Source organism: Leucobacter sp. L43, from assembly GCF_016597785.1.
In the GTDB taxonomy this organism is placed as follows: domain Bacteria; phylum Actinomycetota; class Actinomycetes; order Actinomycetales; family Microbacteriaceae; genus Leucobacter; species Leucobacter alluvii.
On sequence record NZ_JAENJG010000001.1, the window covers coordinates 486,444 to 512,187 of the forward strand.

Annotated in this window: 20 protein-coding genes and 1 tRNA gene; 5 read left to right on the forward strand and 16 right to left on the reverse strand. The window is 67.2% G+C overall.

The annotated features are described in order from the left end of the window. Positions 1 to 37 precede the first annotated feature (37 nt). The 3 genes from JE033_RS02285 to JE033_RS02295 all read right to left on the reverse strand — a co-directional run bounded on the left by JE033_RS02285 (position 38) and on the right by JE033_RS02295 (position 4,299). Complete coding sequence (locus tag JE033_RS02285; protein WP_200329198.1) at positions 38 to 940, reverse strand: ABC transporter permease; 903 nt, start codon at positions 938 to 940, stop codon at positions 38 to 40. 73 nt (positions 941 to 1,013) lie between these two features. Beyond that, positions 1,014 to 1,925: an ABC transporter ATP-binding protein gene (locus tag JE033_RS02290; protein WP_200329200.1), complete on the reverse strand. Its 912-nt coding sequence runs from the start codon at positions 1,923 to 1,925 to the stop codon at positions 1,014 to 1,016. A 160-nt stretch (positions 1,926 to 2,085) separates the two neighbouring features. Beyond that, on the reverse strand, positions 2,086 to 4,299 hold the full coding sequence (locus JE033_RS02295; protein WP_200329202.1) for an ATP-dependent DNA helicase RecG: 2,214 nt from the start codon (positions 4,297 to 4,299) through the stop codon (positions 2,086 to 2,088). 44 nt (positions 4,300 to 4,343) lie between these two features. Between JE033_RS02295 and rsmD the strand changes: the two genes are divergently transcribed. Continuing rightward, positions 4,344 to 4,934 (forward strand): 16S rRNA (guanine(966)-N(2))-methyltransferase RsmD, encoded by a 591-nt coding sequence (rsmD, locus tag JE033_RS02300; RefSeq protein ID WP_200329204.1) that lies wholly within the window; start codon positions 4,344 to 4,346, stop codon positions 4,932 to 4,934. Between the two features lie 209 nt (positions 4,935 to 5,143). On the opposite strand, the gene JE033_RS02305 is transcribed toward rsmD, so the two are convergent. Both JE033_RS02305 and gabT read right to left on the reverse strand, forming a co-directional pair. Further along, positions 5,144 to 6,613: an NAD-dependent succinate-semialdehyde dehydrogenase gene (locus JE033_RS02305; protein ID WP_090148395.1), complete on the reverse strand. Its 1,470-nt coding sequence runs from the start codon at positions 6,611 to 6,613 to the stop codon at positions 5,144 to 5,146. A gap of 44 nt (positions 6,614 to 6,657) precedes the next feature. Then, entirely contained in the window at positions 6,658 to 7,995 is a 1,338-nt protein-coding gene (gabT, locus tag JE033_RS02310) for a 4-aminobutyrate--2-oxoglutarate transaminase (protein ID WP_090148393.1), read from the reverse strand. A gap of 157 nt (positions 7,996 to 8,152) precedes the next feature. On the opposite strand from gabT, the gene JE033_RS02315 reads away from it, so the two are divergent. Then, on the forward strand, positions 8,153 to 9,766 hold the full coding sequence (locus tag JE033_RS02315) for a PucR family transcriptional regulator (RefSeq protein WP_234037060.1): 1,614 nt from the start codon (positions 8,153 to 8,155) through the stop codon (positions 9,764 to 9,766). 24 nt (positions 9,767 to 9,790) lie between these two features. On the opposite strand, the gene JE033_RS02320 is transcribed toward JE033_RS02315, so the two are convergent. After that, entirely contained in the window at positions 9,791 to 11,119 is a 1,329-nt protein-coding gene (locus JE033_RS02320) for an Ig-like domain-containing protein (RefSeq protein ID WP_200329206.1), read from the reverse strand. 385 nt (positions 11,120 to 11,504) lie between these two features. Next, on the reverse strand, positions 11,505 to 12,545 hold the full coding sequence (gene thiL, locus JE033_RS02325) for a thiamine-phosphate kinase (protein WP_370567885.1): 1,041 nt from the start codon (positions 12,543 to 12,545) through the stop codon (positions 11,505 to 11,507). Between the two features lie 84 nt (positions 12,546 to 12,629). Between thiL and JE033_RS02330 the strand changes: the two genes are divergently transcribed. After that, entirely contained in the window at positions 12,630 to 13,124 is a 495-nt protein-coding gene (locus JE033_RS02330; protein ID WP_200329208.1) for a DUF3515 family protein, read from the forward strand. Between the two features lie 26 nt (positions 13,125 to 13,150). On the opposite strand, the gene JE033_RS02335 is transcribed toward JE033_RS02330, so the two are convergent. From JE033_RS02335 to JE033_RS02365, 7 genes are all read right to left on the reverse strand, one after another. Next, the gene (locus JE033_RS02335; protein ID WP_200329210.1) at positions 13,151 to 14,284 is read right to left on the reverse strand and encodes a D-alanine--D-alanine ligase family protein; all 1,134 of its coding nucleotides are present in this window, start codon (positions 14,282 to 14,284) and stop codon (positions 13,151 to 13,153) included. Then, entirely contained in the window at positions 14,281 to 15,402 is a 1,122-nt protein-coding gene (locus tag JE033_RS02340) for an NAD(P)H-dependent glycerol-3-phosphate dehydrogenase (protein ID WP_200329212.1), read from the reverse strand. The genes JE033_RS02335 and JE033_RS02340 overlap by 4 nt, the downstream gene beginning before the upstream one ends. Then, on the reverse strand, positions 15,399 to 16,175 hold the full coding sequence (locus tag JE033_RS02345; RefSeq protein ID WP_176698316.1) for a 1-acyl-sn-glycerol-3-phosphate acyltransferase: 777 nt from the start codon (positions 16,173 to 16,175) through the stop codon (positions 15,399 to 15,401). Before JE033_RS02345 ends, JE033_RS02340 begins: the two co-directional genes overlap by 4 nt. An 81-nt stretch (positions 16,176 to 16,256) precedes the next feature. Further along, positions 16,257 to 17,585 carry a UDP-N-acetylglucosamine 1-carboxyvinyltransferase gene (gene murA, locus JE033_RS02350; protein WP_090149698.1) on the reverse strand — a complete coding sequence of 443 codons (1,329 nt, stop codon included), beginning with the start codon at positions 17,583 to 17,585 and terminating at the stop codon, positions 16,257 to 16,259. A gap of 128 nt (positions 17,586 to 17,713) precedes the next feature. Next, entirely contained in the window at positions 17,714 to 18,316 is a 603-nt protein-coding gene (leuD, locus tag JE033_RS02355) for a 3-isopropylmalate dehydratase small subunit (protein WP_090148378.1), read from the reverse strand. 3 nt (positions 18,317 to 18,319) lie between these two features. Further along, positions 18,320 to 19,858, reverse strand: a complete 1,539-nt coding sequence (leuC, locus tag JE033_RS02360; RefSeq protein ID WP_090148376.1) for a 3-isopropylmalate dehydratase large subunit — start codon at positions 19,856 to 19,858, stop codon at positions 18,320 to 18,322. Between the two features lie 258 nt (positions 19,859 to 20,116). Continuing rightward, complete coding sequence (locus JE033_RS02365; RefSeq protein ID WP_200329214.1) at positions 20,117 to 21,169, reverse strand: TerC family protein; 1,053 nt, start codon at positions 21,167 to 21,169, stop codon at positions 20,117 to 20,119. Positions 21,170 to 21,458: 289 nt separating this feature from the next. On the opposite strand from JE033_RS02365, the gene JE033_RS02370 reads away from it, so the two are divergent. Then, positions 21,459 to 22,241: a TIGR00645 family protein gene (locus JE033_RS02370; RefSeq protein WP_370567886.1), complete on the forward strand. Its 783-nt coding sequence runs from the start codon at positions 21,459 to 21,461 to the stop codon at positions 22,239 to 22,241. A gap of 30 nt (positions 22,242 to 22,271) precedes the next feature. Next, a tRNA-Leu gene (locus JE033_RS02375) sits at positions 22,272 to 22,353 on the forward strand. A gap of 403 nt (positions 22,354 to 22,756) precedes the next feature. Here the strand turns inward: JE033_RS02375 and JE033_RS14610 are convergent. Beyond that, positions 22,757 to 23,545, reverse strand: coding sequence for a hypothetical protein (locus JE033_RS14610; protein WP_234037063.1), 789 nt, complete (start codon positions 23,543 to 23,545; stop codon positions 22,757 to 22,759). Positions 23,546 to 23,806: 261 nt separating this feature from the next. Beyond that, positions 23,807 to 25,516, reverse strand: coding sequence for a ParB/Srx family N-terminal domain-containing protein (locus tag JE033_RS02385; RefSeq protein WP_200329218.1), 1,710 nt, complete (start codon positions 25,514 to 25,516; stop codon positions 23,807 to 23,809). Between the last annotated feature and the right edge of the window lie 228 nt (positions 25,517 to 25,744).

Genomic DNA, 25,744 nt, shown 5'->3' on the forward strand with positions numbered 1-25,744 from the left:
GTTCACTGTACTGGCCCGCCTCCCGCATCGCTCTCGGTCAGTGAGCGTCCCGACGCTTGAAGACGCCGACGGCAGGAAGCACGACGGCGGCGACCCAGACGATCATCGCGAGCGTGGCGACCCAGAATGTCGGGCCGCTGGCGACGTCGACGATGCCGCGCGACATCACGGTGCCCAGCTGCGCCGGGAGGTACTCGCTGACGGTGGTGACCCACGCCCAGCCGGTCATGGTCAGCACCTGGAACACGATCGGCAGAACGAACGTCACCCCTGCCACGACCGCGATGCCGCCGGCGGTCGAGCGCAGCAGCACCGAGACGCCGAAGGCGAACAGTGAGATCAGCACGAGGTAGGCGACCGTTCCGAGCACCCCGGAGACCACCATGGAACTGCCGAGCTGCGCCGCGCTCGCGGGGTAGCAGATCAGTGCGACGGAGAGGCCGCCTGCGACGAGCACCAGCGCCGTGAGCGCCGAGACCCCGGCGAGCACGATCGCTTTCCCGAGAAACACCGGGGTGCGCTTCGGCACCGCGGTGAGCGTCGAGAGAATCATGCCGCTCGAGTACTCGCTCGAGATCGCGAACACCCCGAGCACTCCGAAGATCAGCGCGAGAAACGGTGCTGCGAAGGTCGAGACGACGAGGAGATAGAACTGCAGGTCGCTGGCGCCGGCACCGAATGCGGCGCCTTCCGAGCCACCGGCGGCCGACCGCATCTCGTTGCTGAAGAGGAGAGCGATCGCGGCGCTCAACCCGATGCCGACCACCACCGTGATGATCAGCGTGAGCTTGATGCTGCGGAGCGATGTCAGTTTGATGCGCTCAGAGCGAAGCACCCCGGCGAAGGTGACGCCTGCCGATCTCGCGCCGCCTGGCGTGCGCGGTCGTGCTGGCGGTTGCGATGGCGCCGAACCGGCGTCGATCACGATGGTGGAAGTCATGGGTGTCTCGTTTCTGTGTCGAGGTGTCATCGAAGTGTGGAGTGAGCGCCGGGGGCGGGCTCGGCCGGCATCCTCATGAGGCGGTGAACTCGACCTCGCCGCGCGTGAGTTCCAGGTAGGCCTCCTCGAGGCTCGCCGTCTGCGGGCTCAGTTCGTGGAGCTCGATCTGGTACGCCGCGGCTACCGATCCGATGTCGGCGGCGGTGAAGCCGCGAGCGCTGAAGCCCTCGTCGCCGAGCGGTTCGAGCACAGCCCCCTCCCGGTGCGAGTTCATGAGCAACGATGCAAGCTTCGTGGCCTGCGGGCTGCGCACGGTCACGCTCCCGCTCCGAACTCCCCCGATGAACTCGGCGATCGGCGCGTCAGCGACGACGCGCCCCCGACCGAGCACGATCACGTGGTCGGCGGTTTGCGCCATCTCGCTCATGAGGTGACTCGAGAGCAGCACCGTGCGCCCTTCTGATGCGAGATGACGCAGCAGTTGCCGCACCCAGAGCACCCCGTCCGGATCGAGACCGTTGACCGGCTCGTCGAGTATCAGGATCTGCGGATCGCCGAGCAGCGCCGCTGCGATGCCCAGGCGCTGGCCCATGCCGAGCGAGAAGCCGCCGACACGCCGGTTGGCGACCGCTGAGAGACCCGTCTGCTCGAGCACTTCCGAGACGCGGGTGTCCGGGATTCCGTGCGTTGCTGCAAGAGCGCGCAGATGGCTTCGCGCGCTCCGTCCCGGGTGCACGCCCTTCGCGTCGAGCAGGGCCCCGACCTCGGCGAGTGGGGCGGCCGTGTCGGCGTATTTCGCACCGTTCACCGTGACGGTGCCCGACGTCGGCCGGTCGAGTCCGACCATCAACCGCATGCTCGTCGACTTGCCGGCGCCGTTCGGCCCGAGAAAGCCGGTGACCTGCCCCGGTGCGATGCTGAAGCTGACGTCGTCGACCGCCGTTGTGCTGCCGTACTGCTTCGTGAGTCCGCGCGCTTCGATCATGATGTCTCCGTTTCTGCTGCTGCCGAACTTCCGGCGTTGCTTCAACGGTAGGTTCGACGCCTCGCGCGCACATCCATCGCAGGTGCCGCCCGTCGTGGTACCCGAGTACCGGGCGCCCGCAGCGTCGCGCAGGCGGTCGGCGCGGGGCGCGCCTTGCTCGCTACGATTTCGCGAGGTTGTCGAGCAGGCCCGCTTCCTGATCCTTGGCGATCAGTTCGGCCAGGCCGGGTGCCCCCGTGAGTTCGGGATCGCGGGCGAGCAGTTCGCCAGCCACCTCCCGCGCGTGCGCGATGAGCGGGCCGTGCTCTGCAACCCGGAGCAGTCGGAGCGTCGATCGCCCGCCGGACTGGGCCGTCCCGAGGATGTCGCCCTCGCGACGCAGTTCGAGATCTATCTCTGCGAGCGCGAATCCGTCTGAGGTTGCAGCGACCGCATCGATGCGCTCCCGCGCTACCGTGCCGGCCTCAGCGGTGGTCATCAGGAGGCAGAGGCCGGCGTGCTCGCCTCGACCCACGCGGCCGCGCAACTGGTGCAATTGGGAGATACCGAACCGGTCGGCGTCTCGGACGATCATGATCGACGCGTTCGGCACGTTCACGCCGACCTCGATCACCGTGGTCGCCACGAGCACCCCGATGGCGCCCGACGCGAAGCCCCGCATCACGCGGTCCTTCTCGTCGGGCGCCATACCTCCGTGCAGGCCGGCGATCACGACCCCCGCGAACGCGGGGTGCCGGCGCAGTTCTTCGACGGTCTCCTCGACGTTCGCGAGACGGCGGGTGTCAGCCGTCTCCGGAGCGCGTCCGTCGCCTCCGGCCGCGTCACCCCGGTCCGGCTCCTCCGCACCTGCCTCGACCTCACCGGGGGCGATGGCGGGGCAGACGACATAGATCTGGCGTCCTGCAGCCAGGTCCTCGCCCGAACGCGCCCAAACGCGCGCGGCACGATTGGGCATCTCGATCTCTGGCACCGCGAACGTGGAGATCCCCTGGCGCCCGGGCGGCAGCTCCCGGATCGTCGTGACCTCCAGATCCCCGAATGCGGTGAGCGCGACCGTTCGCGGAATCGGCGTGGCCGTCATCGCCAGGACGTGCGGCTGGGCGCCCTTCTGGCGCAGCGCTTCGCGCTGCTCGACACCGAACCGATGCTGTTCGTCGACGACGATCAGCCCGAGATCGAGGAACGTCACCCCTTCGCTGATCAGTGCATGGGTGCCGACGGCGATCCGCGAGGCCCCCGACACCAGCGCGAGGAGTACACGCTTCCGCTCCGCCGCCGGCATCCGTCCCGTGAGCAGCACGGGCCTCAGCTCTTCGGTGAGTGCGGGGCCGAGGGCCTCGACGATCGAGCGGAAGTGCTGCGCCGCGAGCACCTCGGTCGGCGCGAGCAGCGCGCTCTGCCCGTCCCCCTCCGCGACCTGGAGCATGGCTCGCAGCGCGACGAGCGTCTTCCCCGATCCGACCTCTCCCTGCAGCAGCCGATGCATCGGATGCGGCTCGGCGAGCTCGGCTGAGATCGTCGCCCCCGCACGCCGCTGATCGCCGGTCAACTCGAACGGCAGCGCTGCGTCGAATCTCGCCAGAGGGCCGCCATCGGTGCCCGCCGGTCGCGGCGTGCTTGACTCCAGTCCGGCGCGTCGCCTCCGATCGAGCAGCGCGAGCTGCAGCTCGAACGCCTCGCGAAAGCGGAAGCTGTCTCGCGCGGCCCGCCAGTCGGCGTCATGCTGGGGGCGGTGGATGTGCTCGAACGCCCGGCCGAGTCGCTCGATGCCTTCAGATTCCCTGATCTGGTCGGGAAGCGGATCCGGTACGTCTCCGAGGGCGTCGAGTGCGAGTTCGACTGCGCGCTGCAGGGTCCACGTTGGCAGCTGCGACGTGGCCGGATAGATCGGCACGGGCGTCTCCGACCATGCCTTCGCGGCCGCCTCGTCGAGCTGGTCGCCGCCGGGAGTATCCTCGCGATTCTCGAAGAGCTCGTACTCGGGATGCTGCAGCTGCAGCTGATTGCGATACTCACTCACCTTGCCCGCGAACAGTCCGCGTTTGCCCGGCAAGAGCTCACGCCCTCGCCACTGCTGGTTGAAGAAGGTGAGGGTCAGGGTGCCCGTGCCGTCGGTGATGCGCACCTCGAGCAATTTGCCGTTGCGGCGCTGCATCTGGCGCTCGCGCACGTCGAGCACCTGCGCCACCACTGCGATCGGCTCCCCCACCGGCAGGTCGTTCAACGGAGTCAGCTCACCCCGGCGAGAGTACCGCCGCGGAAAGTGATAGAGCAGGTCGCCGACGGTGCGCATGCCGAATGCCCGCTCGAGCGGCTTCGCAGTTCGGTCGCCCACGACTCCGACGAGAGGCGTGTCGAGGGTCGCGCGAGTCATGCACCCAGCGTATCGCCGACCGCCGACGCGCTACGCTCGAACCTGTGACGAGAATCATCTCCGGAGCAGCCGGTTCCCTGCGTCTCGAGGTTCCGAAGTCGGGCACGCGCCCGACGAGCGACCGCGTGCGCGAGGCGATCTTCTCCACACTGACGTCGTGGGACCTCATCGAGGGGGTGCGGGTGCTCGATCTCTACGCCGGATCCGGCGCGCTCGGGCTCGAAGCGGCAAGCCGCGGCGCCGCGACCGTCACACTCGTCGAGAAGCACCCGCAGGCCGCTGAGATCGCGAAGCGCAACACGCGCACGGTACTCGGCGCATTCTCGCGGGCGTCCACTGCAGCGCCTCGAATCGATGTCGTGCGCCAGTCGGTGCAGACGTTTCTGGCTTCCGAGGGCGAGCGATCCGTGACCCCGACGTGGGACGTGGTGATGATCGATCCGCCCTACGACCATTCGGAGACGGAGATCTCCGACGTACTCAGCGCGCTCGCGCCGCTGCTCGCAGAGGGAGCCGCGGTGCTCGTCGAACGCAGCACGCGCACGCCGGAACCGACCTGGCCCTCAGGCATTCAGCCCATTCGCGAGAAGCGCTACGGCGAGACCGCACTGTGGTGGGCGGAGCCCGCACTGTAGCGAACTCACCGGTCGGGGCATCGCCTCCCGCAGGCGATCCCGCTCCGCTCGGGCGCTGGCTCCGCACGGGCGCCGTGCAACGAGGCATTCGCTGCGCGACGCCGGACGTCGCCACCAGCGTCTGAATCAGTGGGGAATCACGGGCCGGGAAACAGGAACGGGCCCGGGATCTCGCGATCCCGGGCCCGTTCACCGGACTTCGCCGACGCTCAGGAGCGCGGCAGGAGGGTGTACTTCGACGAGAGGAACTCGTGGATGCCCTCGAACCCGCCCTCACGGCCGATGCCCGACTGCTTCACGCCGCCGAAGGGCGCCGCAGCGTTCGAGACGAGGCCGGTGTTCAGGCCCATCATGCCGGTTTCGAGCTTTTCGATCATGCGGTGACCGCGACCGATGTTCTCGGTGAACACGTAGCTCACGAGACCGTACTCGGTGTTGTTGGCGATCTCGACCGCCTCCTCCTCCGTGGAGAAGCGGATGATGCCGAGCACCGGCCCGAAGATCTCCTCGCGCATGATCGCAGCCTGCGGGCTGATGTGGTCGATCACCGTGGGCTGGAAGAAGTGTCCCGGCCCATCGACGGCTTCGCCGCCGGTGACGATCTTCGCCCCGGTCTCCACGGCGTCCGCGACGAGACGCGCCGTGTTCGTCACGGCCTTCTCCTCGACGAGCGCGCCGATGTCGTTGCCCTCGTCTGCACCGCGCCCGATGGTCATCGCGGCGACTTTCTCGCCGACGCGACGCGCGAACTCGTCGGCGACGGACTCGTGCACGATGATGCGGTTCGCGGCGGTGCAGGCCTGGCCGATGTTGCGGAACTTCGCGAGCATCGCCCCTTCGACGGCCTTATCGAGATCCGCATCCTCGAAGACGATGAACGGGGCGTTGCCGCCGAGCTCCATCGAGGTGCGCAGCACGTTCTGCGCCGCTGCCTGGAGCAGCTTCACACCGACCGGCGTCGAACCGGTGAAGGAGAGCTTGCGCAGACGCGGATCGGAGAGCAGGGCGCTCGACTGAGCACTCGACTTCGAGGTGGCGACCACGTTCACGACGCCCGCCGGAAGGCCGGCCTCTTCGAGGAGCTGTGCGAAGAAGATCGTCGTCAGCGGGGTGAGCGCCGCCGGCTTGATGACGACCGTGCAGCCCGCGGCAAGCGCGGGAGCGATCTTGCGGGTGGCCATCGCGAGCGGGAAGTTCCAGGGCGTGATGAAGTAGCAGGGGCCGACCGGCATCTGCGAGACGATCATCGTGCCGGTGCCCTCGGGGTTCTGGCGGTAATCGCCCGGAACCCGCACAGCCTCTTCCGAGAACCAGCGGAGGAACTCGCCGCCGTAGACGACCTCGCCGCGAGCTTCGGCGATGGGCTTGCCCATCTCCATGCTCATGAGAAGCGCGAACTCCTCCTTGCGCTCCATCAGCAGGTCGAATGCGCGACGCAGAATGTTCGAGCGTTCGCGACTCGAGGTCGCCGCCCACTCGGCCTGAGCATCGACGGCGGCGTCGAGCGCGCGAACCGCGTCCTCGACCGTCGCGTCGGCGATCGACTTGATGACGGCGCCGGTGGCCGGGTCGTGCACATCGAGCGTCGCTCCGGAGGTCGACGGCTCCCAGGTGCCGCCGATGCCGAGGCCGGAGGCGACACGGTCGAGCAGATCCTGCTCGTTGGGCTTCAAAGCCATATTCGGTGTCCTTTCAGAGAATTCTGGATCGGAGTGCGCGCGCGTCAGTTCGCTGCGAGAGCATCGGCGACGACCTGCAGGCCTTCGCGCAGCAGCTCGTCGGAGATCGAGAGCGGCGGGAGGAAGCGGATGACGTTTCCGAAGGTGCCGCAGGTGAGCACGACCACTGCCTGCTCGCCTGCTGCCTTGGCGATCGCGCCGGTGAGCGCGGCTGCGGGCTTCTGCGAACCCGACTCGACGAGCTCGATGGCCTTCATCGCACCGCGTCCGCGGATGTCGCCGATGCGGTCATCGGACTTCTGCAGTTCGCCGAAGAAGTCGTCGATGATCGCGCCGATCTCGCGGGCGCGCTCGGTGAGGTTCTCGCGCTCGTAGGTGTCGATCGTCGCGAGTGCCGCGGCGCAGGCGATCGGGCTGCCGGCGTAGGTGCCGCCGAGGCCGCCCGCGTGCGCCGAATCCATGATCTCGGCGCGGCCGGTCACAGCCGACAGCGGCAGGCCGCCGGCGATGCCCTTCGCCGTGGTGACGAGATCGGGCACGACGCCTTCGTGGTTCGCGGCGAAGAGGTCGCCGGTGCGGGCGAAGCCGGTCTGCACCTCGTCGAGGATGAAGACGACATTGTTCGCGGTCGCCCACTCCTGCAGCGCGGGAAGGAATCCCTCGGCCGGAGCGATGAAACCGCCCTCGCCCTGGATGGGCTCGATGATGATCGCAGCAAGGTTGCCGGCACCGACCTGCTTCTCGATCTGGCTCAGCGCGACCGACGCGGCGTCGGCGCCCGAGAGGCCGTCACGGAACGGGTACGACGTCGGCACGCGGTACACCTCTGGAGCGAACGGACCGAAGCCGTCCTTGTACGGGATGTTCTTCGCGGTCATGCCCATGGTCAGGTTGGTGCGACCGTGGTACGCGTGATCGAAGACGACGACGGCGTTCTTCTTCGTGTAGTGGCGCGCGATCTTGATCGCGTTCTCGACGGCTTCTGCGCCCGAGTTGAAGAGTGCTGAGCGCTTCTCATGGTCGCCAGGGGTCACTTCGTTGAGCTTCTCGGCCACTGCGACGTACCCCTCGTAGGGGGTCACGGTGAAGCAGGTGTGCGTGAACTGCTGGACCTGGTTGGTCACGGCTTCGACGACGGCGGGCGCCGAGTTGCCGACGCCGGTCACGGCGATTCCGGAGCCGAGGTCGATCAGGGAGTTTCCGTCGACGTCAACCATGACGCCACCGCCCGCTGCGACGATGGAAACGGGCAGTGCGACGCCGACGCCGGAGGCGACTGCCGCGTTCTTGCGTGCGAGCAGCTCCTGCGACTTGGGGCCGGGGATGCTGGTGACGAGCTTGCGCTCCTGCGGAAGCGAGGGACCGCCGGTGACTGCTGTCATGACTGATTCTCCTTATGAGTCTCGAGAGAACCCGCGTCCACGGGTTCAGGGTGATTCGGGAACAGCCTACGGCCTGCACCTCGTTTCCCGATCTGCCAGAATGGAGTTCAAGCCCCGTAAGTTTCGCCACTCCGGCAGGGGCGGATGCGGAGCAGCCATGGAAATCACGCCCCAATCGAATTCCGGTGCGCGCACCGCGCCCACCCTCCCGGTGTCTGTGCAAGCGGTGCAGGGGCCGACCATCGAGTTGGGCGAGCTGCTGCACCAGTACCAGCTGGAGCTCGCGCTCATCGCGGGAGCGAGCCGCGCAGCCTCGAGTCGTCCCGTGCAGTGGGTGCACGTCAGCGAGCTCGAGGACCCCGCGCCATTCCTGACGCCGCGAACCGTGCTGCTCACGACCGGCGCACGCTTCGGCTCGATGCGCACCGATGCCGACGCGGGCGACTACGTCCAGCGCCTCATCGACGCCGGCGTGACGGCACTCGGCGTCGCCGTCGGGCTGCACTGGGACCGGGTGCCGGCACTCGTGGTGTCGGCCTGCGACCGACTCGACCTGCCACTCTTCAGGGTGCCGTACGACACTGCGTTCATCGAGATCGTGCAGACGGCCGCCCGCCTCCTCGAGGCGAAGACCCGAGATCGCGACATCTGGTCACTCGAGTCGCAGCGAGCCGTCGCAAACGCGTCCCTGCATCGCGACGGCCTGGGCGCAGCCGTGCGAGAAGCCGCGTCACGACTCGGGCACTGGGTCTGCGTCACCGATCGCTTCGGGCGGGTCGTCGAATTCGCGCCCGAGCGCGCGCGGCCCGATCTCCCGGTCGAATGGGTGCGCCGGGAGGCCCGCCGACTCATCGAGCGCGGGGTGAGCGCCGGGCGCATCGAAACGGAATCCGGCACGGGAATGCAGCTCCAAGCACTGGGCCGCCAGGGGCATGTGCTCGGCGTGCTTGCCATCGAAGAACGCGGAGTGCCAGACATCGCCGAACGTGCCTTGCACGGGCTCGTCGCCGCCCTCGCCACCGTCCAGCTGGAGCACCGCAGCGGGATCCGCTCGGCGCAGGCGGTGCTCCGCGATGCCATCGTCGAACTGCTGCTCGCCGAGCAGCTTCCCCTGGCCGAACGCCTCTCGAGCGATGCGCTGACGCGGTTTCCTCGTGGACCCGTCGTCGTGGTGCGATATGCGATGCCGGATCGCCTCGACCCGACCTTCGCGGAAGATCTGCAGTCGCTCGACGCCGGGAGCCCCGGCCTCTTCACGGCGACGACGCACGCGGCTCCGCTCATCGTGGCAGAGTCGCGCCATCTTCCCGCGATCCGGCGCCTCTTCACCGCACACGGGCTCGGAGCCGGCATCTCCGACCGCGTCGCCCTCGAGAATCTGCGCGAGGGGTTGATGCAGGCGGAACTCGCGCTCGAACGCTCTGCCACGACCGCCGTACGTGCACCGGTCGAGTATTCGCCCGCCACCCACGAGGGCGTGATCCACCTGCTCGACGGGCTCCCAGAGGCGAAGCAGCGAGCGGAACTGCTGCTCGCTCCCGTGCGGCATCACGACCTGCGGCACGACGATCGCATCGAGGAGGCCTTGACCGGCTGGCTCGCCCACCATGGACAGACGAGCGCCGCGTCCACCGAACTCGGGGTGCACCGCCATACGCTCCGCTCTCGCGTGCAGACGGCAGCCCAGCTCCTGCAGGTCGACCTGGACTCCCCCGATACGCGCGCCGAGTTGTGGGCGGCGCTCCGTCTGACAGCACGAACTCCTGACTAGGAGCGCTCCGAGTCGCCGGACGGGCTATCGGCGAACACGCAGGCGAGCTGCGGCTGCGACACCGATCGCGCCGAGGAGGAGCAGGCCGCCTCCGAACATCGCGCCTGCCGAAGGGTCAGCGGCTCCCGTACGTGCGAGCTGGGTGTGCGCGACACCCGCACCGGCAGGGGTACCCGACGCCGCGGGCCGGCCTTCGGGAGCGGGACTGGGCTGCACGGGCGGCGCGGGTTCGGCGGGAGCGCCGGGCGGCACGGGCGCCGGATCGACCGGGTCTCCAGGGTCGGGCACGGGGATCCCCGGCGCGGCGACATCGATCGTGATGATCGCCGTCGAGAACTGTCCATCGGGGTTCTCCACCCGGTACGTCGCCTCAGCAGCGCCGACGAATGCACTCGCTGGCGTGAACGTCACGGAACGCGACGGTTCCACAACCCAGTCGCCTTGCGCATCGTCCGATTCGATGATCGTCACCTCTGCCTCAGCGTCGATCTCCGAGTCGTTGTCGAGCACGGCAACGGTGACCGGCGTGCCCGAGACCGTTTCGGCGCGGTCGTCGCGGGCGACGGGCGGCTCGCCGACAGGATCCGCCTGCACGTCGACGCTGATCGTCGACGTCGAGCTGTATCCGCCGATCCCTGAGGCCGTGTACGCGACGGAAGCGATCCCGACGAAGCCGTCCGCCGGCGTGAACGTGATCGCTCCGGTGTCGTCGAGTTCCCAGGTGCCCGCAGCAGGGTCGCTCTCGCCGAGCGAGAAGGAGATCGTATCGAGCAGCTCTGCGGGAGCGAGGGTGTCGTTCGCTTTCCAGTCCGTGATCGTGATCGGCTGCCCGGAGGTCGTGGTGTAGCCAGAGTCGTCGACCGTGATGGGGACGGCGTAGATCTGCCAGCTCCACCCGAATGTTCCTTCGAGACCCCGCGCTTCATTGCCGACCGTGTACGGCATGCCGACAACCTGAGTCGTGGCCGGCACTCCTTCACCCGCGGCGAGCACGCGGTCTTTCGCGAGCCCCTCCGCGTCCGCCCACGAGGCGTCGAAGTAGGCGTTGATATATGGAGCGATGTCACCGCCGACCACGGCTTCGACGGGGCGCACAGCGAGCGAGTACTCCGTGTCGTTGTCGAACCCCATGCGAACACCCGCATAACTATCGGGAGTCATCCCTGCGAAATGGGCCTGCGAATAGTCGAGGTCGCCTGACGACGGCAGAGTCTCGGACAGCGGAGCCGTTCCTGCGTCGACGGTGCCGATGTGATTCCAGTAGAACTCCTGCTGAATCGCCGGCGTCCAGATCGGAATCGGCGCCGCGGCCATGGCCGGCGCCCCGATCCCGGCGATGAGCGCCGTCGTCATGGTGACACCAAGCAGCCCGGATGACACTCGCCGTCGAAACGTTTGGGGCTGAGCTTTCATCGATTCGTCTCGCTTCCGTCGGGCCCGTGAGTGGGCGCTCTGCCGAATGTTCAGAGCGAGAAATGCCGCTTCAATTCACCCACATACCCGCACCGTTCAACAGAGTCGCACAGCGGAATCCCCTGCAAGCGGTAACAGTGTCACCTTTACGCACCGAGGAGGTCAAGAGCAGTACACCGACTTCGGTATGCAGTCTTCGATCCACTGCATATCAGCAGAAAACTCTTTCGCTCCGCGAGGGGTGTTCCAGGCTTGGACGAACCGGCTCTGACGCTCTCTCGGCGCAGAGGCACGAGGCCGCGCCCACGCGCACCGAGGTCGTCGATCATGAGGAACCCGGGTACTGCACGGTATACGGATCCCATCCGCGAGCCTCGAACCCCTTGCCGTCGAGTGACAACCGCCCGGCGGACGGCCCGAATCCCGTCACCGGATCGACCGTGCCGATGGGCCGGAACCCGGCGGGCAGCGCGACGTCGGCGGGGAAGGTCGCGAGCAGACCGTGATCCTCGCCGCCGTGCAGCATCGCTTCGACCGGCACCACGACTCCGCTCTGCTCGCCGAAGCCCTGTTCGAGCAGCGCCGAGGAGAAGCCGATCTGCACGTCGCTCGCGCGAGCCAGGCGCTCACTGTCGATCGAGAGAGCGTCGGAGACGTCCATCATGGCCGTTGCCCCGCCCTGTGCAGCTGCGATGCCGAGCGGTATGGGAGGCGCCGGTGCGAGCTGCGCGGCGATGACCTCCGGATGCGCGGCCCAGAGCCTGGGGACGGCATCCGCACTCGCGGTGCCATCGGACGCGAGGCCCTCCGCGAAGAGCAGCGAGAGACCGAGCCCTGCGAGCCCCAACTCCCCCGCATACGCCACGACGTCGCCCGCGCGGGCGCCGGAACGCAGCACCGGTGCCCGCCCTTCGAGGTCGCCGAGCGCCGTGACCGCGGCAGTCACCACAGGCGCTCTCCCCAGGTCACCGCCCACCACACCGCACCCCGGCGCCAGCGCACGACACGCAGCGTCGAGACCCTCCGCGATTCGCTCGAGGAGATGCACGGGAGTATCGAGCGGTACTGCGAGCGCGACGGTCAGTGCGGTCGGACGCGCGCCCATGGCGGCAACGTCTGAGAGGTTCGTCGCCGCCAACTTCCAGCCGAGTTCGAAGCCGTCATGCCAAGCGAGGCGGAAATCGGGGCCCTCGATCATGGTGTCGGTCGTCACGACGATGTCGCCCTCGTGCCGCAGCACCGCGCAGTCGTCGCCCGGGCCCAGCTCGACGGCGCTCGCCTCTGAGAGCTGCGCGAGTACGCGCGCGAGCACGCCGGACTCCCCCAGTTCTCCGACCGTGGGCGCGAACGTCTCTCGTGGTTCCACGTTCCTACGCTACCGTCGCTCCCGCGCCCACGCCTCGCCACCGCGCCCGGCACTCGACCAGGCCCCGGCGAGTAGGCTGGAACGGTGAAGTTTCGGGCCCTCAAGATCGTCGCACTCTCAGCAGCACTCGCGAGTACCGCGACCCTCCTGTCGGCATGCGCTCCCATCGTGCCGATGGACGCTGCGGAGGACGCGAATAATCCGGCGTGCGCCAATGTGATCGTGCGGCTGCCCGACATCGTCGCCGGGGAGGAACGGCGCTACACGAACGCGCAGGCGACCGGCGCTTGGGGTGACGGCGCCGTGCAACTCGTGTGCGGTGTCGAGCCGAGCGGACCGACCACGGACACGTGCGTGAACGTCAACGGCGTCGATTGGGTGATCGACGACTCAGCCGCTCCCATCTATCGCTTCGAGCCGTACGGTCGAACGCCCGGCCTCGCGGTCTTCGTCGACTCCGAGCAGGTGAGCGGCACCGAAACGACGGTTGACCTCAATGCGGTCGTGCAGCAGCTCCCTCAAGAGCGCGAGTGCACCACGCTCTCCGACACGTTCGACGTCCCCGGAGCGAAGCAGTGACGACGCACCCGTAACGTCGAGGCAGCTCAGTACGCCGGGCGGCGCTCGATCGCGAGCTCGATGAGCTCCGTGATGAGTTCGGTGTAGCTCAGGCCCGATGCTTCCCAGAGGCGAGGGTACATCGAGATCGGCGTGAAACCGGGAAGCGTGTTGATCTCGTTGAGCACCGGACCGTTCTCCGTCAAGAAGAAATCGACTCGCGCAAGCCCGGCGCACTGGGCGATCTCGAACGCGAGGACGGCGTCGCGTTGCAGCGCCGCGAACTCCGCTTCGCTCACCTCGGCGGGCAGGTCCAGGCGCACGCCTGAACCGTCCAGGTACTTCGACGCGAAGTCGTAGAAGCCGCCGCCGGAGATCACGATCTCGCCGATCACGGTGCTCGTTCGCGGGCGCGCGTCGCGGCGGCCCTCGAGCACTGCGATCTCGACCTCGCGGCCGACGACGCCCGATTCGATGAGCACGGTGCGATCCTCGGCGAACGCGACTTCCAGCGCCGCGGGCAGCTCCGTCGGCGCGACGACCTTGCTGACGCCAACGCTCGATCCCGCCCGGGCGGGCTTCACGAAGAGCGGGTACGTCAGATCTGCGTCGAGCCGGGAGACCAGTGCGGGGTCGGCGTCGAGCTGAGAACGCGTCACCGTGTTCCACGGCGCTACGGCGATGCCCGCATCTGCCAGCACGGTCTTGACCGCGTGCTTGTCCATGCACAGGGCCGAGCCCAGCACGCCGCTCCCCACGTAGGGCAGATCCACGAGATCGAGCATGCCCTGCACGGTGCCGTCTTCGCCGTAGGGGCCGTGCAGCATCGGCAGCACTGCGTCAGCACTCCCGAGCTCTCGGACTCGCCCCGAAGGGTCGATCACGCTGATGACACGGGTGGCGGTCGACGCCGGCCACAGCACGCGGGTGCCGTTGTCGGCGACTTCGGGAAGCGCTGCTGCGTCGAGCCGGTACTCGTCGAGATCCGATTCTTCCATCAGCACGGTGGCGCCCTGCTGAGTGATTCCCACGGGAATCACGTCGAACTTCGCACGGTCGATCGCGCGGAGCACACCCGCCGCGGTCACACAGCTGATGCCGTGCTCACTCGACCGGCCGCCGAACAGCAGCACCACCGTGCGCTTCGCCGGGGCATCTTCTCGGAGTGCGTTGGCAGTCACCCGCGTGTTCCCTTCATACGGTCGAACAGTCGTTTCAGTCGACCTATCTGGGGCGATCCCAAGCTGAGTTCCGCTTGCGGCACGTCGTCTTCGGTGGCGAGGTGCGGGCCGAGGTACTTGGGCTGCATCTTGCCGCTGAGCACCATCTGCACCTGCTCGACGATCGGCATGACGATTCCGCGTTCCCGAGCGAGTTCGAGCACGGGCGGCACCGACGTGATGCCTTCGGCGATCTGCTGCATCTGCTCGCGGGTCTCCTCCTGCGTGTACCCCTGACCGATGAGGCGGCCTGCGGTGTTGTTGCGGGAGAGCGGCGACTGGCAGGTGGCGATGAGATCGCCGAGGCCCGCGAGACCGGAGAGGGTCGCGGGATCGGCGCCTGAGGCTACCGAGAACTCCGTCATCTCGGCGAGCCCGCGAGTGATGATCGCGGCCTTCGTGTTCTCGCCGTAGCCGACGCCGTCCACGATGCCGATGGCGAGCGCGATGAGGTTCTTCAGCACGCCGCCGAGTTCCGTTCCGATGACGTCAGTATTCACGTACGTTCGGAAGTACGGCGCGTTCGCAGCCATCGCCACTTCTTGAGCGACGCCGAGGTCCACGCACGAAGCCACGGCTCCAGTCGGCTGTTCTTTCGCGATCTCCAGGGCGATGTTGGGGCCCGATACCACCGCGATGCGCTCGGGTCCGAGATCGAGCGTGTCGGCGATCACCTCCGACATCCGCATGGTCGTGGTCTTCTCGACGCCTTTCACCAGGCTCACGAGCACGGACCGTCGATCGAGATACGGTTCGAGGTCGATGAGATTCTGACGCAGCGTCTGGCTCGGGACGGCGAGGAAGACGAGTCGCGCCCCCTCCAGCGCCGTGGCCAGATCGTCCGTCGCCGTGAGCGTCTTCGGCAGATTCACGCCAGGCAGATACTGACTGTTACGGCGCGCGACCTGGATCTCATTCGCGATCTCGGGGCGACGCGCCCACATCGTGACGTCGCACCCCGCGTCGGCGAGCACCTTGGCGAAGGTGGTTCCCCAGCTCCCCGCGCCGATGACCGCGACCCTTCGGCCCCGATTGCGATCACTGTGGACCGATCCCGCTGCTGCGGATCGAATAGTCAAAAGCGCCCCGTTTCGCTCTGCTGGTGCTTGCTCGGATCCCAGCGTTCAGCCGGCGGCTGTTCGCCTCGGAGCCCGGCGAGGAGCGCCGTGATGGCGTCCATCAGCTCCCGCGTCGCCTCGTTGATGGTTCGCTGATCGACCGGTTTGCCCGCGTAGCGACTGAGATCGAGCGGTTCGCCGATGGCGACCTCGATCGTCTTGCGCGGAAACGGGTGCAGCCGCTTCGCATAGCGCGGCATCAGCCGATGCGTGCCCCAGTGGGCCACCGGGATCAGTGGGATACCCGCTTCGAGTGCGAGTCTCACGGCACCGCTCTTGCCCCGCATCGGCCACAGGTCGGGATCGCGGGTGAGCGTGCCCTCCGGGTACACGATCACACCGTCCTGCCGTTCGATGATCTGCGAGGCCGCGCTCATCGGGTTGCCGTCGCGGCTCGCGGAGCGGGCGACACCGTCGCGCTGCACCGGCACCTGACCGGATGCCCGCATGAGCCACCCGAGGACGGGCACTGTGAAGAGGCTGGCCTTCGCCATGAAGCGCGGCAAGCGGCCGAGATGCCATACAGCGGCGCCCACCGCGATCGGGTCGACTTCGCTGTAGTGATTCGGGGCGAGGATGAAGGGCCCGCGCTCCGGAAGCTTCGACTGCGGCGTGAAACGGTACCGCACCATGAGCGACCAGAACGGCAGGATCATGAGGGCCAGCACCCAGAACGCCGAGGGCCGACGCTTCTCAGGCGACAGTCGGCTCCGGAACTTCACGGTGTCAGTCATAGGTCCATTATCTCGAATGCGGCGGTTGCCCAGTGGCATACGCCCCGGGCAACCGCCGCATTCGCAGGAGAGTTTCTGCGCTCAGCTCTCGTAGACGAAATCAGCGCCGAGCAGATGCAGCTTCTCGATGAAGTTCTCGTACCCGCGCGAGATGATGCCGAGGTTCGTGACCTTCGACTGGCCCTCCGCGGTCAGCGCAGCGATGAGGTGGCTGAAGCCGCCGCGCAGGTCGGGCACCTCGATATCGGCTCCGTGGAGCGGCGTCGGTCCGGTGATGACGGCGGCCTGCTCGAACTCCCGTCGCTTCACGCGACGAGTCGCGTCGTGCAGGCCCTCCTTGTACACCACGATGTCGGCACCCATCTTGACGAGGGCGTCGGTGAATCCGAACCGGTTCTCGTACACCGTCTCGTGGATGGTCGACTGGCCCTCGGCCTGCGTGAGCGCCACGACGAGCGGCTGCTGCCAGTCCGTCATGAATCCCGGGTGCACATCGGTCTCAATGGTGACCGGCTTGAGCGCACCACCCGGGTGCCAGAAGCGGATGCCGTCGTCGTGCACGTCGAAGTCGCCGCCGACCTTGCGGAAGACGTTGAGGAAGGTCATCATCTCTTCCTGCTCGACGCCGCCGACGAACACGTCGCCCTTCGTCGCCAGGGCTGCTGCAGCCCAGCTGGCGGCCTCGTTCCGGTCGAAGATGGCCCGATGATCGTACCCGCGGAGCTCCGGTACCCCCTCGATGAAGATCACCCGGTTGGGCTCCATCGAGATGATCGCGCCCATCTTCTGCAGGATGCAGATGAGATCGACGATCTCCGGCTCGATCGCCGCATTGCGCAGCTCCGTCTGCCCCTCGGCGAGGACGGCAGTCAGCAGCACCTGCTCCGTCGCTCCGACGGAGGGGTACGGCAGCTCGATGTTGGCTCCCTTGAGACCGTCGGGCGCGGTGAGGCTGATGCCGCTCGGCAGCTTCTCGATGACGGCGCCGAAGTTGCGCAGCGCATCGAGGTGGAAGTCGATCGGGCGATCGCCGATCCGGCATCCGCCGAGATCGGGGATGAACGCCTCACCGAGGCGGTGCAGCAGCGGTCCGCAGAAGAGGATCGGAATGCGCGACGAGCCCGCGTGCGCGTCGATGTCGGCCTGGTGGGCCACCTCGACGTTCGACGGGTCCAGGCGCCACTCGCCGCCCTGCTCGCCGCGCGTGATGAGCACACCGTGGAGGGCGAGCAGCCCGGCCACGACGCGCACGTCGGAGATGTTGGGGACGTTGCGCAGCACGCTCGGCGTCTTGCCGAGCAGTGCGGCGACCATCGCCTTCGTCGCGAGGTTCTTCGCGCCGCGCACCTCGATACGGCCCTTCAGCGGGCGGCCGCCGTTGATGATGATCTCGTCAGAGGTCAGGCCCACACGGGCGCCCGCCTTCTGCGCGTCGAGCTTGCGCCCGGCGGCTTCCGATTCTTCCGTCGACACGGCGGCCGCCTCCTCGGGCGCCTCCGCTTCCGTCTCCAGCTGGGCCTCGTTCACGGTGTGCTTGGTCATTCGGCCTCCACGGGGGTCGTTGTCGGCATCCAGTTCGGGCGGTTCGCCTCGAACCTGGTGATGGCGTCCGCGTCGCGGAGCGTCAAGGAGATATCGTCGTGCCCTTCCATCAGGCGCCAACGCGTGTATTCGTCCACTTCGAAGGGAATCGTGAGCGCGCCCGCAGTGATCGTGCAGTCCTCGAGACTCACCGTGACGCTCATTCCGGGATCGGCATCGATCGCGGCCCAGATCTGCTTCACTTCGTCCTCGGTCACCTGAGCCGCGAGCAGCCCCTGCTTCCCCGAGTTGCCGCGGAAGATATCCGCGAAGCGAGGCGAGATGACGACCCTGAAACCGTAGTCGCGAAGCGCCCACACCGCGTGCTCGCGCGACGATCCCGTGCCGAAGTCGGCGCCGGCGACGAGGATCTCAGCGCCTTGGAAGGCGGGCTGGTTCAAGACGAAGTTCTCGTCCTGCCGCCAGTGGGAGAACAGCGCGTCTTCGAAGCCGGTCTTCGTGACCCGCTTCAAGAACACTGCGGGGATGATCTGGTCGGTATCGACGTTCGATCGCTGGAGCGGCGCGGCGATGCCAGTGAAAGTCGTAAACTTCTGCATGGTTCAGGCTCCCGCCTTCTCGGAGACGGGCATGATCGGAATACGGCGACGCACAGGGAGGTCGGACCCCTCCGGAGCGTCGTGGGAGATGCCCTTCGCGAGGTCGTCCTGCAAGTCCCACGGGCTCGACAGCGTGCCTCGGATCGCGGTCGCCGCTGCCACGAGCGGCGAGACCAGATGGGTGCGCCCGCCCTTGCCCTGACGCCCCTCGAAGTTTCGATTCGACGTCGACGCGCATCGTTCGCCCGGCGCCAGCTGGTCCGGGTTCATGCCCAGGCACATCGAGCAGCCGGCGAATCGCCACTCGCCTCCGAACGCCTCGACGATGCGGTCGATCCCCTCGGCTTCGGCCTCGGCGCGCACGCGGGCCGACCCGGGGACCACCATGAGCCGCACGCCCTCGGCCTTCTGCTTGCCCTTGATGATCTCGGCGAAGGTGCGCAGATCGTCGAGACGGCTATTCGTGCACGAGCCCATGAAGACGGCGTCGACGGGGATCTCCTTCATCGGCGTCCCCGCCTCGAGATCCATGTATTCGAGCGCGCGCTCGGCGGCGGCGCGCTCGTTGGGATCAGCGATCGCATCGGGATCGGGCACCGATTCGCTGAGCAGCACGCCCTGCCCGGGGTTCGTGCCCCACGTCACAAACGGTTCGAGCGACTCGGCGTCGATGAACACTTCCTTGTCGAACACGGCGCCCTCATCGGTCGGGAGCGTCTTCCAGTACGCGACCGCGTCGTCCCAATCGGCGCCGCGCGGGGCGTGGGGGCGGCCCTTGACGTACTCGAACGTCGTCTCGTCAGGGGCCACCATGCCCGCACGTGCGCCGGCTTCGATCGACATGTTGCACATCGTCATGCGACCGTCCATCGAGAGACCGCGGATCGCGGACCCGCGGTACTCGAGCACGTAGCCCTGGCCGCCGCCGGTGCCGATCTTCGCGATGACGGCCAGAATGATGTCCTTCGCGGTGACACCCGGACGCAGCTCTCCCTCGACGTTGATCGCCATGGTCTTGAACGGCTTCAGCGGCAGGGTCTGCGTCGCCATGACGTGCTCGACCTCGCTGGTGCCGATGCCGAACGCCAGAGCGCCGAACGCCCCGTGGGTCGAGGTGTGGCTGTCACCGCACACCACGGTGATTCCCGGCATCGACAAGCCCAACTGCGGTCCGACGACGTGCACGATGCCCTGTTCGCGGTCGCCGAGGGGGTGCGCCCGCACACCGAACTCGGCGACGTTCTGCCGCAGCGTCTCGATCTGGAGACGGCTCGTCGGGTCCTCGATCTGCCGCGTGATGTTGACGGTCGGGGTGTTGTGATCCTCCGTCGCGATCATCAGGTCGACGCGGCGAAGCGGTCGCCCTGCGACACGCAGACCGTCGAACGCCTGCGGACTCGTCACCTCGTGGATGAGGTGGAGATCGATGTAGATGAGATCGGGCTGGCCGTTCTCCCCCTTGACGACGACGTGGTCGTCCCAGAGTTTCTCAGCCAGGGTGCGTGGCCGTGCGGCCGACTCCGACGCAAACTGCTCGCTCATGTGTGCTTCTCTTCCCGGTTCTGTGCACTCAGCACTGTGCTGTTCAACACCGCGCGGCACGAATGTATTTCGCGAGCTTCGACGCGGTGGATCGACCATGCGAGAACTCCGCGACGGGCGGCCGATGGACTAGACCCCGTCGCGGCTGTGAAGAAGCAGAGCCCGCGAACGCATGGCGAGAGTCTATCACCGCGCGATGCGGAGTGCCCGATGCGGCCGAGAAGGTGGCGGCGCCGATGACGAGCCACCACCGCTTTCCTAGTGACGGTTGGCGCGATCGTGGCCCTGCGACGGCTTCTCCATGGGCTCGGCGGCGCCGAGGTGCAGGTGCTCGCCGCGCGCACGAGCCTCGCGATTCGCCTTGATCACGCTCGCCACTGTGGCCACCAGCATCGCCGCGACGATGAAGCCGAGCGACATCCACGTATTGATCTCGGGCACCGGCACGTGCTCGCCGCCGTTGATGAACGGCAGCTCGTTCTCGTGCAGCGCATGCAGGATCAGTTTCACGCCGATGAACGCCAGGATCGCCGCGATGCCGTACTTGAGGTACTCCAGCCGCTCGAGCAGACCGCCGAGCAGGAAGTACAGCTGCCGGAGGCCCATGAGGGCGAACACATTCGCCGTGAACACGATGAAGGGGCTCTGCGTGATGCCGAAGATTGCGGGAATCGAGTCGAGGGCGAAGAGGAGGTCGGTCACGCCCAACGAGATGAGCACCAGCAGGAAGGGGGTGAACATGCGCTTGCCGTCAACCGTGGTGCGCAGCTTGCCGCCATCGTAGTGGTCGCTGAAGGGCAGCACCTTCTTGACCTGGCGGATGACCCAGCTCTCGCCCTGCTCGTCGTGCCCGCCCGGCTTCACCTGCTGCCAAGCCGTCCAGATCAGCCACGCGCCGAAGATGAAGAAGATCGCGATGAAGCGTTCGATGATCGCGGCGCCCACCAGGATGAATGCGCCGCGGAAGATCAGTGCGAGCACGATGCCGATCATCAGCGCGCGCTGCTGGTAGGCGCTCGGCACCTTGAAGCTGGCGAGGATCAGCACGAACACGAAGAGGTTGTCGATCGAGAGGCTGTACTCGGTGAGCCAGCCGGCCAAGAACTCCGTGCCGTGCTGCACATCGCCCAGCAGGAAGATGGCGCCGGCGAAGATCAGTGCGAGCAGCACGTAGAAGCCGACCCACAGGCTCGCCTCGCGCATGGAGGGGACGTGGGGACGACGAACGATCAGTGCGAGGTCGATGACGAGGATCACGACGAGCGCGATCATCGAACCGATCTCGAACCCGAGCGGGAGAACTGAAGTCACCGTTGTGTACTTCCTTACGGCTGGGGCGCGGGGCGCACGGCTGGGCCGAAAGTCTCTTCCCGGCGCCCGACTTCCGTCGCATGCGCCGCGCCCGCACCGGCGCCGCTGCGGAGCGACGCGTCTTGACGACACGGGCGAAGTGGAATACTCCCTTTCGCTCCCGCCATCCTAGCCGCGTTGCGGCTCGGTGCCGATCCCTCGACCCCCGAATCCACATTTGTGCTGCGCTAGCATATGGTGCACTTCATCAGCATGCGGTGCACTCCACCAGCACGAGAGGGCCACCCACGTGAGCAAGCGACCCAGCATCACCGAACGCAGCGCGCAGGCCGGTCCGGGGCCTGCTTCGCGCACACTCGCCGCCTTCATCTTCGCGAGCCGCTGGCTCCAGGCGCCGCTGTACCTCGGCCTCATCGTCGCGCAGGCCGTCTACGTCGTGCTCTTCTTCGTCGAGCTCTGGCACCTCGTCGAGAACGTCATCGCCACCGGGCACATCACCGAGACCGACGTGATGCTGAGTGTGCTCGCACTCATCGACATCGTCATGATCGCGAACCTGCTGATCATGGTGATCATCGGAGGCTACGAGACCTTCGTCTCGAAGATCCGCGTCCAAGGGCACCACGATGAGCCCGAATGGCTGTCGCACGTCAACACGAACCTGCTCAAGGTCAAGCTCGCCGTATCGATCATCTCGATCTCCTCGATCCACCTGCTCAAGACATTCATCGAGGTCGGACGGATGGACAACGGCGTCGTGCTCAACGCGGACGGCAGCGTGCTCTACTCGTCGGATGGCGTGATGTGGGAAGTCGCGATCCATCTCGCGTTCATCGTCTCGGCCATCGCGCTCGCGTGGATCGACCGCATGAGCCAGCACCACCCCACCGGCGAGACGGGCGGCCTGAGCGTCGGCAAGATCGAAGCCGGCCTGCGCGGCGACGAATCCCCGGCCGCCGTTCCCGTCGGCGCCCCTGCTCCTGCTCCTGCAGACACAGGCTTCGTCACGGTTCGCATCCCCGCAGGAACTCGCCTTCCCGAGGGCGCCGAGGTCCTGCCGAACGACCGATAAGGTGGTTCTCGGCCGGTCTCGCCGGCCCACGCGCGAGTGGCGGAATTGGCAGACGCGCTGGATTTAGGTTCCAGTGTCTTCGGACGTGGGGGTTCAAGTCCCCCCTCGCGCACGTACAAGGTTCCTTCGCGGCACGGCCGCGCACGCAGATATTCTGAGCGAATGGATAACGCTCAGCTCCTACTGTTCATATACATCGCGGCCGGCATCGTCGGCTTCATTCTCTGGTGGCTGATTCTCTGGGCCGTCATTCGAGCCGGGGTTCTCTCTGCGCTGCGAACACACTCGGAGGAGCAACGAGAAGCCGGCCAACTGCCGCGCTAGCGAAAAGCACGCAGTGTTGGGGTAGCAGCGGTGCATCGCGGCTCGGGAATCGGCACGAGACTCATGACCGAAATTGTCGAGCGGGCTCGCGGGATGCATCTGCCGGGCCCGAGTTCGACGCAGGCACACTGGTTCTTCGTTTCTGACCATTCGTCCACCTCGAGCTCGGTGGTGCCCCGAGCTGCGATGCATCACGTGCTCGTGGGACGGGGGTATAACGAAACGAAACGCTCCCTCAACGATTGCAGGATCAGCATTCCGCCCGCCACCATCACGAGGCCTGATGCTCCGAGCCCGATGCCTCCCAACCAGATGGAAACGCCGGCACCGGCCCACGGCAGAATGAGGCCGTCAACCACCGCGGAACTCCCGAGGATAAGCGCGAAAACTCCGGTGCACACCACGGCCCACCGCCGCTTCACCACCGTGATGAGAATCGCGCACTCAGCGACGACGAGCATCGTCAGGGCATGAAAGCTACTTCTGCTGACGTTCTCGGGACTGAGTAAGTCCGCGGAAATGTCCTCCGCGGACCATAGCGACGTCAACAATGAGAGCACCGCGAGGAACCCTGCCGCGAACACGAGCTTTGGCGCGCGCGCAATCCACCTGTTGACGCCCTTCAGATACTGGAGCGGCATGGTTTGCACACCCTCGCCAAGCGTATGCGTGGGCGTTTCGGGAGCGACGGTCTCACCGGCAGCAACTGCCTCCTGGTACTCGCGCATCGTCGCTTCCCGGCCGTACTTGCTCTGGAACTCGGAGGCCCAAACGTCCGCAGGCATGGGCTGCGATTGCTGAGCAGAACGTTGCGGTGTTGCCCGCTGGTTTACGATCCATTCCCCCAGTGCCGGGTAGCACTGCTGGTGGAGAAGAATCGCGTCCCAGAGTTCCGGATGCGTTGCTGCGATGTGCGCCAGCACCTCTGGCGGAAGATTCGGGTCGTCGAGGAGTTGTACCGAGTACGGGGGCTGTTTCATCGAACGGTTCTTTCGGTCAGGGCCGCTGGGCCCGACCGCTGATCCAACGAAAGGCGCCCGTACGTTGCCTTCGGTTGCGCCAGCGGTTCTCGTGGTTGCCCCCCTTAATGAATTCTACGCCGAAGCGCTGCGCCGCATGCAGCGCCGGCGACCGGCCCGTGGTGTGGCCGCGCACGCAGCAGCGGGGTCACTGTTCGTGCGTGTCGGACATGCGACACCCACGAACAGTGACCCCGCTCGCAGATTTGGGGAGCTGCGCGGCTACTCGGCCCGGCGGCGACGCGTGTGCAGCACCGTGACCGCGCCTCCGACGAGCATCATCGCGAGCGCCGCCGTCGTCGCGGCAATCACGGGAGCGCCGCCCGTCTCAGCGAGCTTCGCCGCCGTGGGTGGCGCCTGAGCGGCTGCGGGAGTCGCTCCGGCCCCGGAGTTGCCGCCGGCTGCGGTGCCACCGGCCTCGCCCGGTCCACCGACGCCACTGCCGCCCGCGCCGGCCCCGGCACCGCCATCAGCACGTGCGTCGGCTTCGATCTGCACCTCGGTGGCGCCGACCTCGACGCCGTTCCAGAGCAGGGCGATACGGTGCGCTCCTGTCGCGACTGCCCTCGGAAGCGTCACGGTCGCGGCGAAGGCGCCCGTCTCATCCGTGGATACTTCGGCGAGCTGCACCGGCTCCGACCGCATTTCGAGCGCGTACCCCGTGGTCGACGGCGCGAATCCGCTTCCGCTGACCGTGATCTCGCCGCCCGGGCGCAGATCCCCGCTCACAGCGAGGGCCCCGTGCACAGTTCCGGGATCCACAGGCGGCTCTTCACCACCGGGCTCCTCTCCGGAGGGCGGCAGCTGCGACTTGTACGCCATCGCGTAGGCGAGCTTGCCGGGCTTCTCGGCTTCATAGGGCTGCGAGAGCTTGTTCCACTCTCCCTTCGTCTCCGCCTTGCCATCGTTCCATGCTGACAGCACTCCGAGGTCGGCTGCCGTGAACCCACCGGCGATGGGTGCCGCCGGGTCGAGCGCGACCTGCGCTTCGGAGAGCGAGCGGACGGTCGCGAGGTAACTGTCGCGATCATTCGTGTTCCATCCTGAGAGATCGACGGGCTGCGCATCGCGCACCCACGCGCCCCAGTAGAACTCCTGGAACGGGATCGTTCCGGATGCGAAGCCGATGTCGCGCGCGAAGTACAGGAGGCTGCGGTTGGGGTCGTCGGCGAAGTTGCCGAGACCGACCGAGGCGGGCAGGTCTGCGGGAGTGATCGGTGCCCCGTCGACCTGCTCGAGCCACGTCCACTGATTGGCGATCATCGTCTGCCAGAACTGCGCGGGCGCCTGGTCGCTCAGGTTCGCCGTGACGCGAAGCCGCACGTGCAGGTCGAGGCCGCCATCAGCGGTTTCCGCGAACGAGGTCAGCGTGTGGTGCCCGTCGGTGAGGTACAGGGCGCCCTCGGGCCCGATGACGACGGTCTTCATCTCGGCGATGCTCTGCTCGGTCTCGCCGCCGAGCGGCAGCTCGCAGGTGAAGGACGCCGGGTCGTGCAGTGTCGCGTCGGATTCGGCAGCGACAGCGTCCAATTGCCCGTTGGCCTCGCACCAGTCGCCGAAACGCTTGTTGACGGCGTCCTTCCCGAGTTCCGAGTAGCGACCGAGCTTGTAGTAGACCTCGTCGTATCCGACGGAGGGCTGGGTCGGGTGCACGTCGCCGATGCGCACGTCGACCAGGTCTCCGACCTGCGCATCCGCGTAGGACGCAGCGGTGGTGACAGCAGCGGGTTCGGGCTGGTCCAGGGAGTGCGCCGTTGCGGGGCCGATTGAGGCGATGACGAGCGGTGCCGCGAGCAGGGCACCGGCAAGCCCGAGCGCAGCGAGCCGGAGGCGCGAATAGGACTCGGGTGAGGTCGAGGAGATCAGCACGGAAGCCTTCCGATAGGGGTTCGAGACGGCACGTCCGCAGACACCGGGGCGGGCCTCGTTCATCCTCCCGATCGACGATGAACCGCTGGTGGCGCCGACGGATCCGGCACATGAACGGTCTCGAGCCACGAGCCGCGGGTGCGTTTGGGGATCGCGCATCGGACTGTTAGGGTTCCCCTGATCAGCCCGATCCCGAACCGAAGCGAGGTGAGCCCGATGTCCAGTGACAGTTGCAGTCATCAGCCGGGTCTCGCGCACGCTCCGACGCGTTCCCTCTAGCGGTCGTTCTCG

What these genes read in the sequence shown, in the direction of transcription:
- JE033_RS02285 (WP_200329198.1), bottom strand. Translation starts at nt 940, where the DNA reads ATGACTTCCACCATCGTGATCGACGCCGGTTCGGCGCCATCGCAACCG.
- JE033_RS02290 (WP_200329200.1), bottom strand. Translation starts at nt 1,925, where the DNA reads ATGATCGAAGCGCGCGGACTCACGAAGCAGTACGGCAGCACAACGGCG.
- JE033_RS02295 (WP_200329202.1), bottom strand. Translation starts at nt 4,299, where the DNA reads ATGACTCGCGCGACCCTCGACACGCCTCTCGTCGGAGTCGTGGGCGAC.
- JE033_RS02305 (WP_090148395.1), bottom strand. Translation starts at nt 6,613, where the DNA reads ATGGCTTTGAAGCCCAACGAGCAGGATCTGCTCGACCGTGTCGCCTCC.
- gabT (WP_090148393.1), bottom strand. Translation starts at nt 7,995, where the DNA reads ATGACAGCAGTCACCGGCGGTCCCTCGCTTCCGCAGGAGCGCAAGCTC.
- JE033_RS02315 (WP_234037060.1), top strand. Translation starts at nt 8,153, where the DNA reads ATGGAAATCACGCCCCAATCGAATTCCGGTGCGCGCACCGCGCCCACC.
- JE033_RS02320 (WP_200329206.1), bottom strand. Translation starts at nt 11,119, where the DNA reads ATGACGACGGCGCTCATCGCCGGGATCGGGGCGCCGGCCATGGCCGCG.
- JE033_RS02345 (WP_176698316.1), bottom strand. Translation starts at nt 16,175, where the DNA reads ATGACTGACACCGTGAAGTTCCGGAGCCGACTGTCGCCTGAGAAGCGT.
- leuD (WP_090148378.1), bottom strand. Translation starts at nt 18,316, where the DNA reads ATGCAGAAGTTTACGACTTTCACTGGCATCGCCGCGCCGCTCCAGCGA.
- leuC (WP_090148376.1), bottom strand. Translation starts at nt 19,858, where the DNA reads ATGAGCGAGCAGTTTGCGTCGGAGTCGGCCGCACGGCCACGCACCCTG.
- JE033_RS14610 (WP_234037063.1), bottom strand. Translation starts at nt 23,545, where the DNA reads ATGAAACAGCCCCCGTACTCGGTACAACTCCTCGACGACCCGAATCTT.
- JE033_RS02385 (WP_200329218.1), bottom strand. Translation starts at nt 25,516, where the DNA reads ATGAACGAGGCCCGCCCCGGTGTCTGCGGACGTGCCGTCTCGAACCCC.